Annotated in this window: 6 protein-coding genes and 1 pseudogene; 2 read left to right on the forward strand and 5 right to left on the reverse strand. The window is 64.0% G+C overall.

Translation table 11 applies throughout. The annotated features are described in order from the left end of the window. The first annotated feature begins 31 nt into the window (after nucleotides 1–31). Both AC6UUM_RS15100 and AC6UUM_RS15105 read left to right on the forward strand, forming a co-directional pair. Nucleotides 32–457, forward strand: a complete 426-nt coding sequence (locus AC6UUM_RS15100) for a hypothetical protein (protein WP_500803068.1) — start codon at nucleotides 32–34, stop codon at nucleotides 455–457. Next, nucleotides 447–1,604: an alkene reductase gene (locus AC6UUM_RS15105; RefSeq protein WP_500803069.1), complete on the forward strand. Its 1,158-nt coding sequence runs from the start codon at nucleotides 447–449 to the stop codon at nucleotides 1,602–1,604. Before AC6UUM_RS15100 ends, AC6UUM_RS15105 begins: the two co-directional genes overlap by 11 nt. Here the strand turns inward: AC6UUM_RS15105 and pgm are convergent. The 5 genes and pseudogenes from pgm to AC6UUM_RS15130 form a co-directional block, all read right to left on the reverse strand. After that, the gene (pgm, locus tag AC6UUM_RS15110) at nucleotides 1,544–3,253 is read right to left on the reverse strand and encodes a phosphoglucomutase (alpha-D-glucose-1,6-bisphosphate-dependent) (protein WP_500803070.1); all 1,710 of its coding nucleotides are present in this window, start codon (nucleotides 3,251–3,253) and stop codon (nucleotides 1,544–1,546) included. The two genes, AC6UUM_RS15105 and pgm, sit on opposite strands and share 61 nt — an antisense overlap. 7 nt (nucleotides 3,254–3,260) lie before the next feature. Next, the gene (locus tag AC6UUM_RS15115; protein WP_500803071.1) at nucleotides 3,261–11,951 is read right to left on the reverse strand and encodes a glycoside hydrolase family 94 protein; all 8,691 of its coding nucleotides are present in this window, start codon (nucleotides 11,949–11,951) and stop codon (nucleotides 3,261–3,263) included. A gap of 167 nt (nucleotides 11,952–12,118) precedes the next feature. Further along, nucleotides 12,119–12,730, reverse strand: coding sequence for a histidine phosphatase family protein (locus AC6UUM_RS15120; RefSeq protein ID WP_500803072.1), 612 nt, complete (start codon nucleotides 12,728–12,730; stop codon nucleotides 12,119–12,121). Continuing rightward, nucleotides 12,727–13,740: pseudogene (locus AC6UUM_RS15125) on the reverse strand (class I fructose-bisphosphate aldolase); the annotation flags it as partial. The pseudogene AC6UUM_RS15125 and the gene AC6UUM_RS15120, both read right to left, overlap by 4 nt. Before the next feature lie 21 nt (nucleotides 13,741–13,761). Next, a complete protein-coding gene (locus AC6UUM_RS15130; protein WP_500803073.1) occupies nucleotides 13,762–16,176 on the reverse strand; it encodes a phosphoketolase family protein in 2,415 nt (804 codons plus the stop codon). Nucleotides 16,177–16,202 lie beyond the last annotated feature (26 nt).

Genomic DNA, 16,202 nt, shown 5'->3' on the forward strand with positions numbered 1-16,202 from the left:
CAATCGATCCCGGATCAGGAAAGGCCAAGCCATGAGCACCAAGATCGACCAGTTCTGCGAGACCATGCGAGTCCAGCTGAACGGCATGGAAGCGCAGCTTGGCCAGGTGAAGGCCGATATCGGCAAAGCCCAGAAGGATGGTGCAGAGGCCTTTGATCGCACGCTTTCCGAAGCGAAAACCGCCGTTGAAACCCAGCGCAGCGAAGTCGAAGCTGCCGGCATCAAGGTTCGCCACTGGGTTGCTGCCCAGGCCAATGCCGGCGAAGCCATGGTCAAGGATTGGAAAGACAGACTGGGCGAACAATGGGATCGCGGCAAGCTTGAGATGCATGCGGATCGGGCCGAAGCCAGCGCCCGGTCATCGGTCGTCCTTGCCCAGGCTGCGCTCGCCGACGCCAAGCTGGCAACCCTGGAGGCGATTGCCGCCCGCCAGCACGCCACCAACGATGCCAAGTGATCGCAGCAGCATGATCGATGCCCATGCCGCCGCCTTGCTGTTCGATCCGATCACCGTCGGCGACCTCCACCTCGCCAATCGCATCGTCATGGCACCGCTTACCCGCAACCGGGCCGGCCCCGGGTTGGTGCCGGGGCCGTTTGCGGCCGAATATTATGCCCAGCGCGCCAGCGCCGGGCTGATTGTCGCGGAAGCCACCCAGGTGTCGGCGCAGGCGCAAGGCTATTCCGACACGCCGGGCTGTTATTCCGACGCCCAGGTGGCGGGATGGAAGGTCGTAACCGATGCCGTCCATGCCCGCGGCGGGTTGATGTTCGTCCAGCTCTGGCATTGCGGCCGCATCTCGCACACGGTTTTCCTGCAGGGCGAACCGCCTGTCGGCCCATCATCGCTGCGCGCCAAGGCCAAGACATTTGTGGCCGGCGAAGGCTTTGTCGATGTCTCGGCACCGCGGGCGCTGCGTCTTGATGAAATGCCTGGCATCGTCGGCGATTTTCGCCATGCCGCGCGCTGCGCCATGGCCGCCGGTTTCGACGGCGTCGAAATCCATGGCGCGCACGGCTATCTGCTCGATGCCTTTCTGCGCGATGGCACCAACAAGCGCACCGATGCTTATGGTGGATCAATCGCCAACCGCAGTCGGTTGCTCGTCGAAGTGGCCACCGCCATTGCCGCCGAAATCGGCGCCGGCAGAACGGGTGTCCGCCTGTCACCGGTTTCGACCGCCGGCGATTCAGTCGACAGCAACCCACAGGCGCTGTTCGACCATGTTGTCACGGCCCTTGATGCCGTCGGCCCCGCCTATATCCATGTTGTCGAAGGGGAAACCGGCGGCGCCCGCAACAATCTGCCGTTTGATTTCGGCGCGCTGCGAAAGCGCTTCCACGGCACCTGGATCGCCAACAACGGCTATGATCGCGCCATGGCGATGGATGAAATTGCCAGCGGCCGTGCCGACATGGTGGCCTTTGGGCGGTTGTTCATCGCCAATCCCGATCTGGTGCGGCGCCTGCGCGACAACAGCCCCCTGAACCCGCTGATGGGCCAGGAGACATTCTATGGCGGCGGCGCCCACGGCTACACCGATTATCCGGCGCTGGATGAACCATCCGGATCGGCTCGAACTGCGTTGCCGGCCACGGCCTGATCCCTCGCCAAGACAGTCTGGATGAAGGCCCGGCCATCATCCTGCAGATCGTCGAGCTGGGCTTCATCGGCAAACGATTCCGCATATGATTTGCAGATGCTTTCGGTGCCCGATGGACGCGCGGCGAACCAGCCATTTTGCGTCACGACCTTGATGCCGCCAAATGGCTCGCCATTGCCGGGGGCGGAATCGAGAATGGCCGTCACCGCCTCGCCGCCCAATGCAGTCAGCACAAGATCGGCGGCGGTCAAGGCGGCAAGGGTCGATCGCTGGACCGACGAGGCCGGCGCATCGATCCGGGCATAATGCGAAACGCCCAGGCCGGACGTGGTGCTGGCATGAAATTGCGCTGGATCGGATTGCGTCTTTGCCGTGATCTCGGCCGCCAGCAAGCCCATGATGATGCCATCCTTGTCGGTCGTCCAGACCGTGCCGTCGCGGCGCGCAAAGCTGGCACCAGCGCTTTCTTCGCCCGCGAACACCAGCGCGCCGTCCAACAGGCCGGCGCTGAACCATTTGAAGCCGACCGGCACCTCGTACACCGGCCGCCCGAGCCTTGCCGCGATGCGGTCGATCATGGCGCTCGACACCATGGTCTTGCCGATGGCCCCGCCGGGCGGCCAATCGGGGCGGTTGGCACACAGAAAGGCGATGGCGGCCACAAGATAGTGGTTGGGGGTCATCAGGCCGGCGGACGGGCAGACAATGCCATGACGATCCGCATCAGGATCATTGGCAAAGGCGATGTCATATCGGTCGCGCAAGGTCACCAGCCGCTGCATCGCATGGGAAGACGAGCAGTCCATCCGCACCTTGCCATCCCAGTCGAGGCTCATGAAACGAAAGGTTGGATCGATCCTGGCGTCAACCACCGTCGCGTCGATGCGGTAGCGATCGATGATCGGTTGCCAATATTCGACCGCTGCGCCGCCAAGCGGATCGATGCCGATGCGGACGCCAGCGGCCGCGATCGCCGCCATGTCAACGACGCCGCCAAGGTCAGCGACATAGGGGGTGACATAGTCGTGGTCATGAATACACGCCGAGGCGCGCGCGCGGGCATAGGGGATGCGTGCGATCGTGCCAGGTCCTTCGGCAAGGAACCGATTGGCCATGGCCTCGATCCAGCGGGTGACGACGGTTCCGGCCGGGCCGCCATCGACGGCATTATATTTGATCCCGCCATCTTCGGGCGGATTATGGGATGGGGTGATGACGATGCCATCGGCAAGGCCGGATGTGCGCGATCTGTTATGGCCAAGGATGGCATGGGAAATGACCGGGGTCGGGGTGAAGCCGTCCGCGGCATCGACCATCGTATCAACGCCGTTCGCAGCGAGGACCTCGACGACGGTCGCGAAGGCGGCGCGCGATACGGCATGCGTGTCGATACCAAGGAACAGCGGGCCGCCGATGCCGGCCTGCTTGCGATACAGGCAGATCGCCTGGGCAATGGCGAGGACATGGGCTTCGTTGAAGCTGGTCGCAAAGGCGCAACCGCGATGCCCCGATGTCCCGAAGGCAACACGTTGCGCTGCGATCGTGGGGTCGGGCGTCAAGGCAAAATAGGCTGTCATCAAACGCGGGATGTCGATGAGCAAATCCACTGGTACCGGCTTGCCGGCGCGTGGGTCGATGATGGCTGTCATGGCGTTTTCAGGCGCCGAGGGTGATGCAGAGCTGGTGATCGGCGCCATCATCGGTCAGTGAAATCTGTGCCCCGGGAACCAGTGAGGCCCCATCAAGGGTTGACGCCGCAACGCCGCGACACACGCCGTTCGGATTTTCAACCTTGATCCGATAGCAGGTGGTGCCGTGCCGGAAGGCGATTTCGAACCCGGCCCAGTGGCGGGGAATGCAGGGATCGACGTGGAGCTGCCCGCCTGCGATGCGAAAACCGAGCAGCCCTTCCAAGGCGACGCGATACATCCAGGCGGCTGAACCCGTGTACCAGGTCCAGCCGCCGCGCCCGACATGCGGCGGGTGGGAATAGACATCGGCGGCAATCACATAAGGTTCGACCTTGTAGCGATCGGCGGCGCCGGGCGTGTCGGCATGGCGAATCGGATTGAGCATCGACAGCAGTTCGCCGGCCCGGTCACCGTCGCCAAGCCCGGCAAAGGCCAACGCAGCCCACAGCGCCGCGTGCGTATACTGGCCGCCATTTTCGCGGATTCCGGGTGGATAGCCCTTGATGTAACCGGGGTCGCGGTCCGGCTTGTCGAACGGCGGCTCGAACAACAGGACGAGACCGTCGTTGCGGCGGACAAGATATTTGTCGAGCGCCGCCATGGCCCGGGCCGCATGGGCAGGCGCGCCGGCGCCGGAAATCACCGACCAAGACTGGGCGATCGAATCGATGCGGCATTCACGATCACCGACCGACCCCAGCGCAGTGCCGTCATCGAAAAACGCCCGTCGATACCAATCGCCATCCCAGCCGGCAGAATCGAGCGCGACCCGCAGCACGGCGGCGTGTTGGCGCCAGGCGCCGGCCTGTTCCGGTCGCTTGTGGCGCTCGGCGAGCGCAGCGAAATCGCTGAGCGCGGTGTGCAGGAACCAGCCGAGCCAGATGCTCTCACCCTTGCCGCCGGCGCCGATGGCGTCCATCCCGTCGTTCCAGTCCCCGGTGCCCATCAACGGCAGACCGTGGACGCCGACCGCAAGGCTGGCATCGAGCGCCAGCGCGACATGATCGAACAGCGTCGCCGTGCGGGTTGCCATGGTTGGCAGGAAAAAGGCGCTTGTCTCGTCATCGGCGAGGCGGGGGCCATCAAGAAAGGGCAGCTGTTCATCGAGAACGCCGAAATCGCCGGTGACATTGACATAATGGGCCACGGCATAGGCCAGCCAGGCGCGATCATCCGACACAAGTGTGCGGATGCCGCGCCCGGTTTCCGGCAGCCACCAATGCTGGACATCGCCTTCGGCAAATTGTCGCCCGGCGGCACGCAGCATTTGCGCCCGCGCGATGTCCGGACGGGCAACACACAGCGCGAGCACGTCCTGCAACTGGTCACGAAAGCCGTAGGCGCCACTCGACTGATAAAAGCCCGTCCGCGCCCAGACGCGGCACGCCAGCGTCTGATAAGGCAGCCAACGGTTGACCATGATGTCGAGGGCGCGATCGGGCGTCGTGATTTCGACCGTGCCGAGCGTATCGTCCCATTGCAGGGTCACGGCGGCCAGAACGGCATCCTGGTTTGCGGCGCGATATTTCGCCAGCAAGGCCTGCGCATCGGCAGCGGATGCGGCCTGCCCCAGGAACCAGACGATTTCAGTCGATGCACCAGGGTCGAGCCGAATCTGCGTCTGAAGCGCGGCACAGGGATCGAGCCCCGCGCCGACCCGGCCCGACAGACGCAAGCCAGCGCCAAGTCCGCGCGGGCTGTCCGCAGTGCCGTTGCGGCCCAGGAACTCGCTGCGGTCGGCGGTCAGCGTGGTCTGGCGGCCAGCTAGGTCGCTGAAGGCGACATGATCGCTCCAAAGCGCGTTCCAGCGGTTGTGCGCGAAGATCGCCCCGGTCGCCGGATCGACCTCGGTCACCACATGCGGCGCCGTCGCGCTGCGGCCACGCCCAAGCACCCATTCAGCATAGGCCGTTATGGAAAGGTTGCGTGGCCGGCTGCTGTTGTTGGTGAGACGCAGTCGGGAAATCCTGATCGGATCATCGACAGGCACATAGACGGCAAGATCGGTCGCGATCCCATGCGCCACATGCTCGAAACGACTATAGCCTTGGCCATGACGCGCCGTGTAGCGGGTCGCCGCAACCCGAATTGGCAGCGCCGTCGGGCTCCACAAGTCGCCGTTTTCGTTATCACGGATGTAGAATGCCTCACTGGCGGGATCGCAGACCGGGTCGTTCGACCAGCATGTAAGCTGGTTCTGCTGGCTGTTGCCGGCCCAGGTGAAGCCGCCGCCCTCGGCGCTGATCTGGAACCCGAAGGCCGGGTTGGCGACAATATTGAGCCATGGCGCCGGGGTTGTGCGATCACCATCAAGGATCGTCAGATAGTCCCGGCCATTGTCGGCAAAGCCGCCAAGCCCGTTGAAATATTCGAGGACGGGCGCAGACTGGGGTGGTGCAACGGCCGGCGATCGCTGCGGTCGCTGCGGACCACGGGCTGGCGGCACAAAGCGCTGGTCGGCAGTATCCGTTGCCCGGCGCAACTGGTCGCCAAGCGAGCCGCGATCCCCATAGAGCACCACGCGCGCGCAGCTTTCGAGCATATTGCACAGGGCCGCCGAAACAAGATCGGCGCGCAGCGCGAACACAGCGCCCGTGGCAGCGCCCGGCGACACCTCTTTGCGGACCATCGCATCAAGCGCGGCCTGCATTCCTTCGGCATAGCTGGCCGTGCGATCGTTGATGATCACAAGGTCAACGGCAAGTTGCTTGAGCCGCCAATATTCATGCGCCGCCAGCAGACGCGCGACAAGTTCGAGTTGGCTTTCGTCGTTGATTCGCACCAGAACGATCGGCAAATCACCGGAAATGCCGGCCGGCCAAAGTTGCGACGCGTTGCCGGCGCCGGCGGCGATCAGGCTGTGCGATGCGCGCATGGCCGGATTGGCGAACAGCACATGGCTGGCAAGGCGCTGGAACTGGTTGGCATCATCGCTGTCGATGCCAAGATGGTGAAGCTGCATCTGGGACTGGGTCCAGGCCAGCGTGGCGGCCCGTTCAAAGGCAATGGCGTCATGGTGCTTGTCGGCCAGCGCCAGCACGTCATCGCGTGACGCCGCAATGAGTGTCCAGAACGAGATGCGCGCCGTTGTACCCGCCGCAATGCGCACCTGGCGGCGCAGACTGAAGACCGGATCGAGCACGGGCCCTGCCGAATTCGACATTGGCCAATCACCCGCGATGGCCGTTGGTGCATGAACGGTCTTGCCGCGCCCGATGAAATGGGCGCGGTCGGTTTCGAACTGGATTTCGGCGGTGCTCTCGCCTTCCACCACGCTCAGATGCGCCGCCCAGACCGACGGATCGGCCTTGGAGCGTTGCCGACGGGTGGCGAGCAGCGCACCGAACGGCGCCATATATTCGGTTTCGACGAACAGCGAACCGAAAGCCGGGTGCGCCGCATCATCGGCCTGCCGCGCCAACGCCAGTTCAACAAAGGACGTCACGTCGATAACTCGCGACCGCTTGCCATTGTTGGTGATCGAGACACGGCGGACTTCGGCGTCCTCTTCGGGCGATATCAGCACTTCCATCAAGGTGCTGAAGTCCCGATCGGTGCGCGAGATACGGGCAGCGCTTTCGGCAAAGGCCACGTCATAGCGATCGGGCACGGCAAGTGTTGGCTGGAAGCCTGGGGACCAGATATCCCCGCTGGCGAGATCGCGGATGAAGACATGGGTGCCGCGGTCGTCGCACGTCACGTCTTCGCGCCAACGCGTGATCGCGATGTCGTTCCACCGGCTGTACCCCGAACCGGCTGTGGTCACCATCGTCGACAGGCGACCGTTTGATAGAAGGTGCGTGCGCGGGCTGCGCGAATGCGGGGATTGGTAACGGCGATCCGTGTCCGGCGCGGCGGCGATATTTGCGACCAGCGCCACGCCGGCAATGTCGGACGGCGCGCGTGCCACGGCGAAATCACGGGGCATGCGTTCCTGAAGCAACAGCTCGGCGGCGCGGATCATCGGTTCGGCGTGGAAACGGGCGCGCATCCGGCCATCATGAAGGGCGTTGCCGATCCCGACGATGATCATGGCCTGGTGATGCGCCATGAAGGCCCGCACGATGGCCAATGGCGCCCCGTCGGGCAGACGCACGCGGGTATAGTCGATGGCTTCATACCAGCCATAGGCACCGCTGGCGCCGAGTTCATCCATCAACCGGAAGTTGCGCGCGGTCGCAGCCGGATCGACCATCGAGGCAAGGCCGCTGGCATAAGGCGCAATGACCAGGTTTTCGCCAAGCCCGCGCTTGTAGCCAAGGTCGGGCACGCCGAAGCTGGAGTATTGATAGGTCTGCTCGATATCACGGACATTATATTGGGATTCCGAAATTCCCCACGGCAGGCCGAGCGCCTGGGCATAGGTACGCTGCCGCCAGACGATGAGCGTGTTGGTCTGGGCCAGCAGGCTGCCCGGCGGCGCCCGCATGACCAGCGACGGCATCAGATATTCGAACATCGAGCCCGACCACGAGATGAGTCCCGAGCTGCCATCGATCGGCGTCAACGTGCGGCCAAGCCTGAACCAGTGTTTGGCGGGCACATCGCCCTTCGCAATTGCAATGAAGCTTGCCAGCCGCGCTTCGGATGCAAGCAGATCGTAGAAGTTGGTATCGAGGCTGGCATCTGCACAATTATAGCCGATCGAAAGCAGCTGGCGTTCGGCGTCGAACAGAAAACCATAGTCCATGGCGTCGAACATCGTCTTCGCGCGGGCGGCGATACCCGTCAGCCGGCGACAAAGATCTTCAGCTGTGATGACCGCCGCGTTCAGACTGGCGACCAGCGGGCCGGCGCCAGGATCGAGGCTGGCAAGACGCGCCATGGCGCGGCAATGATCGGGAAGATCGACCAGCGTGGGCTGTGTATTTGCCAGCGCCAGCCACGGCCCGTCCGCCAGGTCGCCGGCATGCGGCGCAGCAAAGCGCGACCAGGGCATGAGCGCTGCGACTTCGGCCTGCCAGGCGAGGACGTTGGCCTGAAGCGCGGATGCCCAGACCCGCACGTCGGTCGTCTTTGCGTCACCGTCTTCGCCCGCCATCCGGCGGGCATCGTCGACAAGCCTTGCTGCATGATCGGCAAGGCTGGTGAGTTTGGTCGAAAGTGCAGCCGCATTTGCTGCCGGGTCAACCAGAATGGCACAGAATGAAGCGTGGCGCGCCAACAGGGCGGTGGCGTCGCTGCCGGCGCCCGTGGCGCGCCGGGCGGCGTTGCCAAGGAGCGCCGCGCAATCTTCGACGCCGGCTTGCCAATGCTGGCCGACAGCCGGCCCCGTCGTGATGTCGAGGCAGGCGTTGCGCAAAGCCAGCAAGTGGCCGGCAAGGTTTCCGCTGTCGACCGACGAAACATAGCGGGGTTCGAGCGGACGCAGATCGAGCGTGTCGTACCAGTTGAACAGATGCCCGCGGAATTTTTCGAGCCGGTCCATCGCGGCAAAACTGTCTTCGAGCCGGGCCAGCGCCCCCTGGGTGCCGAGCCAGCCGAAGTCTCGCGCGGCGATGACCGACAGCAGGTAAAGACCGATATTGGTTGGCGACGTGCGATGCGCGACGACAGCGCGCGGCGTTTCCTGAAAATTGTCGGGCGGCAGCATATTGTCGTGCGCGGTGATGAAGGTTTCAAAGAAGCGCCAGGTGCGCCGGGCAACGAGGCGCAGCGTGATGTCATCCGCCGGCGTGACGACCAGTTGTGCTGTGGGGCGTGGGGGCTGGCTCGCCCGCCATGCGATGATCGGTGAAATGATCCAGAGAAACAGCAGAGGGGCCGCAATCACTGCGGTCTGGTTGCCCGAAACAACAAGCGCAACCGCAATTGCGGCGGCAAACGCGGAAATGAAGACGATTTGCCCGGCAAGCCGGCTTGGATCGAAGCGGTGGTTGTCGCGCGATTGCGCCGCGCTGACCCATTGCAGCAGGTGTCGGCGATGGAAAAAGACGCGCAGCAAGGTGCGGCCGACGGCATCGGCCATCAGCCAGGCTTGATGCGCGAGAAAGATCAGCAGGAAGGCGGCCTGTTGCAGACCCAGCGCAAAGTCGCCGCCGACCGTGCGCGCATGGTTGCGCAGCGAGATGCCGGATCGGCGCGGGATGATGTTGCCGAATGCGGGCAAGAGCGGCGGCAGGACGATGGTGAGCACGATCAGGCCGGTCCAGATGTCCGCCGCAGGCCGTGGCAGCAGCCAACCCAGCAGCAATGCCAGCAGCGCCGTGGGCGCCGACAGCGAACGGCGCAGATTGTCGAGCAGCTTCCAGCGACCCATCAGCGGAATGCGGGTGCGGGTGGCGGTAGCGCCGGGTTCCTGTTTGCCGAGCTCACCGGTGTGGCGCGGCAGGCCGAAGATCCACGGCAGCAACTGCCAATCACCGCGCACCCAGCGGTGCTGGCGCGCCGCGGCGACGGCATAGCGCGAAGGGAATTCTTCAACCACTTCGATGTCGGAGACGAGCGTGGCCCGCGCGAAGATGCCTTCGAGCAGATCATGGCTGAGCACGGCGCTGTCGGGGAATTGGTCCTTCAGCGCCGCCTCGAAACTGTCGACCTCGTAGATCCCCTTTCCGGTGAACGAGCCTTCTTCGAACAGATCCTGATACACGTCGGACACCGCCAGCGCATAGGGATCAAGGCCGTTCGGGCCGGAAAATACGCGCTGGAACAGGGAGCCCTGGCTGCCGATCGGCAAGGAGGGCGTGACGCGCGGCTGCAACATGCCGTGGCCATGCACGACAAGGCCGACGCGTGCGTCGAATTCCGGCTGGTTGAGCGGATGGGCCATCTTGCCGACCAGGCGACGCGCCGCGCCGATCGGCAGGCGGGTATCGACATCGAGGGTGATGACGTAACGAATATCGGATGGCAGCTTCGGCGCCTGGCCCGAAATCGTCATGAAGCTGGTATCGGTGGCCCCGCGCAACAAGCGATTGAGTTCACGCAATTTCCCGCGCTTGCGTTCCCAGCCGATCCAGCGGCCCTCCCCGGCGTTCCAGACCCGCTTGCGATGCAGCAGAAAGAAGCGCGGGCCATTGGCAGCCAGGCCGTAGAGCATGTTGAGCCGTTCGATGCCGGACACGGCGAGATCGAGCAGCGGCTGATCATCGGCATGATGTTCGCTTGGTGCATCGAGCCAATCGGAAATCAGCGCGAAGTTGAAATGCGCATCGGGGTTGCCGAGGTGATGTTCTTCCAGCCGGTCGATCTGTTCGGATATGCCGGCGACATCGACCAGCAACGTGGGCATCACGATGATCGTCCCAAGATCAGCAGTGATGCCGCAGCGCAATTCGAGCGCTGGCAGCAGCCGGCCACCGATCGACCGGGTGATGCTGCGATTGACGATCGCGACGGCGATATCCGAGGCAGGAACAATCCCGACGATGGCCAGAACGAGCAATTGGCCGAACCCCAGCCCCGTTGCCCCCACCGTTCCCAACGCCAGCATGAGCAGGACGATTGCAAGGGCGGCAATCATCGCAATGTAACTGAGAATGCCGATGTCGGAATACAGGCGGAACAAGGACGTGCCAAAGGGCAGGCGGCAACCCATCGCGGCTTCAAGGCTGCGCCGGCCGCTGCTGACAAGATAATATCCGAGATCGCGTTCGCGGCGGGTTTTCCCGTTTTGAGCAGCGTCGACGACCCTTGTCGCCACGGCCACCTCGGTCAGTTTGCACTGTCGGGCCAATTCCTCGATTGCGCGCCGGTAATGATCGCGGCTCTGGAAATCCATGGCCGCAAAACCGCTGGCGCCGTTGTCGGCACCGCGCAGGACCGCGTCGACACAGCTGACAGTTTCGAAGACTTCGGGCCAGTTCAACATCGAAACCAGCCGCATGCTGGTGATGACGTTGCGCACCGTGACGTCGGTGGCACTTTGCCAATTGAGCTCATCGCGCACGATGCTGTCCGTGGTGGCGCCATCGGCGATCAGCCGGTCGTTCAGCCAGCGCGATGCCGGAACGACGGCCGCATCCTGATGGCGCAACCGCTGCGCCAGCTCGACCGCAAAGGCGGTCGACCATGGCGCCGCGGCAAGGCAGGCAATGATCTCATCGTCGCTTTGCGGATGCCCGTCGATCGAACCGAAAATCCGGCCGGCCAGCATGTCGGCAGCGCTGGCCGCAGCTTGCTGGGCCAGAATGGCTTCGGCAAGACGGCGCAGATTTTCGACGAGGGTGATCCGCAATGTGATCGCCAGCGCCCAGAGTTCGCCAATTTCGAGCGGCTGCACGCTCTGATATGCATTGACGAAGCGAATGATCTTGGTCGCATCGAAGGCGCTGTCGGTATGGGCAACCAGCGCCCATGAAATGCCGAAGACGCGCGGATAGCCCCGGAGCGGCCCATCGGCGAGCTTGGGCAACCGACGGTAGAAGCCTGGCGGCAAATCATTCCTGATCAGCCGCAGTTGCTCATCGACGATATGGTAATTGTCCAGCAGCCAGCTTGCTGCCGGACTGATCGTCTGACGGGACGCAACGGCGGCCGCAACGGCGCGATAGGCACCGGCCAGAACCTTGCTGTTGTCATCCAGCCTGGCAGTCAGCGAACGGCCTGTCCGCGGGTTTTGCGCAATCTCCTGGCTGGCCGCCAGAGTTTGCGCGTGGGATTCCAGCCGTTCGATGCCGAACAGTTCGGCGCGAACAGGGGGATCGAGTGGCACGGACCCATGCCCCAGGAAGGAGCGGAAAAAGGCGGGTCTCAATGCAGGCTCCTTGATCCAACCGATGCAGGCAAAGCAGAACGCTTGACCTCGGGGCCAATGCGGATTTGGGGTTTAGCAGCCCCGAACCCTTCATCGGCAGCGTCGGAATCTACGCTTTGGCGCGATCAAGCCTGGCCCGCTGGCCCGGCCACATGGCGGGGCACAAAATTCCACAAGGCGATGACATGGGTTTCCGGCCGGCTATGGCTGTGGCCCAGGATGCTGATGGACGCCGTGTCCAGCGCGAGATGTTCGGCGTCGATGATGTCGAGTCCGATCCAGCGGGCGGCAAGGCTGGAAGCGAACTGGCCGTGACTGAACAGGGCGATGCGGCCGCCCTGCCGGCAGAGCCTGGCAATCACGCGATCGGCACGGGCAGCAATGTCTGCCGGGGATTCGCCGCCGGGGCAGCCGTCGCGGAAAATCACCCAGCCAGGGCGCTCGCGGCGGATGTCAGCCGAAAGCCGGCCTTCATAGTCGCCATAATTCCATTCGATCAGATCAGGTTCGATGGTCGCAGCGTCACCCAGGCCGGCAAATGTGCAGGTCTGGCGCGCGCGCAGCAGCGGACTGGTCAACACGGCGGCATGGCGATCCCGCGGCAAATATGGGGCCAGTGTCGCTGCCTCCTGCGTGCCGGCCGGGGTCAACGGGATATCGGTGATCCCGGTGTGCTGGCCAGACAAGGACCACGCCGTCTGACCGTGTCGGATCAAGGTGATCGTGGCAGCGCTCACGCCGGGTCGGCTTCCACCGCGTCGGAATATTGGCCATGGATGGCGGCGTGGCTGCAGCGGGTGCGATGGCGGAGCGCCGCCTGCGCCGCGCCGCGGTTTTCGGCCTTGCCTTGCCAGATGTCGATTGCGGGTTGTTGCAGCGCCCGGCCGAACGAAAACACCAACGGCCACGGCGGGCAGGCGCGATCGAGGCCCTGGCAGCCATTGATGGCGTTCAGCCGTGCGCACGCGAGCGGGCCGGCCTGCCCGCCGGAAAGAAATGCAATGCCTGCCACTGCAGCCGGAACGGTGCGCAGCAGACAGTCAAGCGTTGCCGTGGCGATATCATGGGGCGAGACCTGGCCTGACCAGTCACGGCCGGGCAGCACCATGTTGGGCTTGAGGACCATGGCTTCGAGCGCAACATTTTGCGCATGCAGCGCGGCAAACACGCCCTGCAGAACCGCCTCGGTGGCAGCTTCACTGTGCGCAAGCGGCATGTCACCGGCCATGATCAGTTCCGGCTCGACCACCGGAACAAGGCCACATTCCTGAGCAAGCGCGGCGAACCGCGCCAGTGCATGCGCGTTGGCATCGATTCCCCCGGCGCTCGGCAGCGCCGGCCCCAGCGCCAGCACGGCCCGCCATTTTGCGAAGCGGGCGCCAAGGCTGGCATAATGCGCCAGACGCGCGCGCAGGCCATCGAGGCCCTCGGTCACCGTTTCGCCCTGGTGAAGGGCCAATGGCCGGGCACCGGTGTCAACCTTGATGCCAGTGATGATATTCTGCGCCGCCAGCACGGCGGTGAACGCGGTCCCGTCGGTCGCGTGCTGGTGGATGGTTTCATCGCAAAGGATGACGCCACTGATGTCCACATGCAGATCAGGGGTGGTGATCAGCAGGTCGCGCCAGGCCAGGCGGGAGGCCACGGTCGGCGCAATCCCGGCTGCGGCCAGGCGGCGGTCCATCGTCGCGATGCTTTCGTCCATCGCGAGGATGCCCCGGCCATAGCCAGCAAGGCTGCGCGCCGTTTCGACGAGGTCGGCAAGAACTCATGACATGGCATCCCAACGCCAGTTCCGGATTTCAGGCATGTCTTCGCCATGGCGGCGGATATGGCCGTGATGCTCGGCCAGCCGGCCGGCCATCACCCGTTTCAGATCGGCGCCGCGGGTCCCCAACTGTGGCAGCTGATCGATGACGTCCTGCACCAGATGGAACCGATCGATCGCATTCTGGACGCGCATGTCGAACGCCGTCGTGACGGTGCCTTCCTCCTCGTAACCGTGGACCTGAAGATTGCGGTTGGCGCGCGCATGGGTCAGGCTGTGGATCAGCGCCGGATAGCCATGGAAAGCGAAAATGATCGGCGTATCGCGCGTGAACAGTGCGTCATATTCGACATCGTCCAGCCCATGCGGATGGTCCGCCGCAGGCCGCAGCTTCATCAGATCGACGATGTTGATGACCCGGATCTGCACCTCCGGCAGGGCCGCGCGCAGGATGGAAACGGCGGCGAGGACTTCAAGCGTCGGCGTGTCACCACAGCAGGCCATGATGGCATCGGGCCGGGCGTGTGCAGCGCAGCTCGCCCATTGCCAGATGCCGATGCCGTCCTGGCAATGGCGCACCGCATCCGTGATCGTCAGCCACTGCGGCATCGCGTGCTTGCCGGCGACGACAACGTTCACGCGGTGACGGCTGCGCAGGCAGTGATCCATGACGGCCAACAGGCAGTTGGCGTCGGGCGGCAGATAGATGCGGGCGATGCTCGCCTTCTTGGCGGCGATATGGTCGATGAAGCCGGGATCCTGATGGGTATAGCCGTTGTGATCCTGCTGCCAGACATGCGAAGCAAGCAGGTAATTGAGCGAGGCAATCTCGCGGCGCCATGGCAGTTCGGCGGTGACCTTCAACCATTTCATGTGCTGGCTGGCCATTGAATCGACGATGCGGACAAAGGCTTCATAGCTGTTGAACAGGCCGTGACGGCCAGTCAGCAAATAGCCTTCGAGCCAACCCTGACAGCAATGTTCGCTGAGCATGGAATCAACGACACGGCCCTGGGGTGCGAGATATTCATCCGCGCTGATCGTTGCCGCATCCCATTGCCGGTCGGTCACCTCGAACACCGCGCCGAGCAAGTTGGAGAGGGTCTCGTCGGGGCCGAAGATGCGGAAATTGCGCCGGTCCGCATTGCGTTCGATGATGTCACGCAGGAAGTGGCCAAGGATGAGCGTGTCCTGCGCGGTGACCGCGCCCGGCGCCGGCACCGCGACGGCGTGATCGCGGAAATCGGGCATGGTCAGGTCGTGCAGCAGCAGCCCGCCATTGGCATGGGGATTGGCGCCCATGCGGCGATTGCCTTTGGGCGCGAGCGCAGCGAGATCGGGGCGCAGGCGGCCGCCTGCATCGAACAGCGCATCGGCCCCATAGCTTTTCAACCAATGTTCGAGAATGCTGAGATGATCCGGGTGCGCCGGATCGATGCTGATCGGGATCTGGTGCGAACGAAAACTGCCCTCGACCGTCTGGCCATCGATGGTTTCCGGGCCGGTCCAGCCCTTGGGCGAACGCAGCACGATCATCGGCCAGCATGGCCGGGCTGTTGTTTCACCCGCCCGGGCAGCGGCCTGAATCCGGTGAATATCCGCAATGACCGTGTCGAGCACCATTGCCATGCGGTTGTGCATCAGCGCCGGGTCGTCGCCTTCCACATAATGCGGGGCCCAGCCGAGCCCGCGCAGATACTGGTCGAGCTGGGTGGGCGGCATGCGGGCCAGCAGCGTCGGATTGCTGATCTTCCAGCCATTGAGATGCAGGATCGGCAACACGGCGCCATCGCCAACCGGACTGAGCATATTGGTCGATAGCCATGCGGCAGCCAGCGGACCGGTCTCGGCTTCGCCATCGCCGACGACGCACGCCACAATGAGGCCAGGATTGTCGAGCACGGCGCCAAAGGCATGGGCCAGCGAATAGCCAAGCTCACCGCCTTCGTGGATGGAGCCAGGCGTTGACGGCGCCACGTGGCTGGAGATGCCGCCGGGAAACGAAAACTGCCGAAACAGTTTCGTCATGCCGGCTTCGTCGGTGCTGATGTCAGGATAGATTTCGCTGTAACTGCCTTCCAGCCAAGTGTTGGCAACCAAGGCCGGGCCACCGTGGCCGGGTCCGGCGACATAGAGCATGTCAAGGTCGTGGCTGCAGATCACGCGGTTCAGGTGCGCATAAATGAAATTCTGACCGGGCGTGGTGCCCCAATGGCCGACAAGCAGCGGCTTGATATCGGCAAGCGTCAACGGCCGCCGCAGCATCGGGTTGTCCCAAAGATAAAGCTGGCCGACGGAAAGATAGTTTGCGGCGCGCCAATATTCATCGATGCGGCGAAGCTCGTCGTGGGCCAGCGCGGCGGTTGCTGCCGGATTGGCTCCAGCCGCCGCGATAATGGCTGTCGGCGGTTGCATGGCGGTGGTCCTGTCTCGCAGCGAAT

The sequence above is a fragment of the Sandarakinorhabdus sp. genome, assembly GCF_987265915.1.

Bases quoted from the DNA above. Each gene is read 5' to 3' on its own strand.
- AC6UUM_RS15100 (WP_500803068.1), top strand. From the start codon at position 32: ATGAGCACCAAGATCGACCAGTTCTGCGAGACCATGCGAGTCCAGCTG.
- AC6UUM_RS15105 (WP_500803069.1), top strand. From the start codon at position 447: ATGCCAAGTGATCGCAGCAGCATGATCGATGCCCATGCCGCCGCCTTG.
- pgm (WP_500803070.1), bottom strand. From the start codon at position 3,253: ATGACAGCCATCATCGACCCACGCGCCGGCAAGCCGGTACCAGTGGAT.
- AC6UUM_RS15130 (WP_500803073.1), bottom strand. From the start codon at position 16,176: ATGCAACCGCCGACAGCCATTATCGCGGCGGCTGGAGCCAATCCGGCA.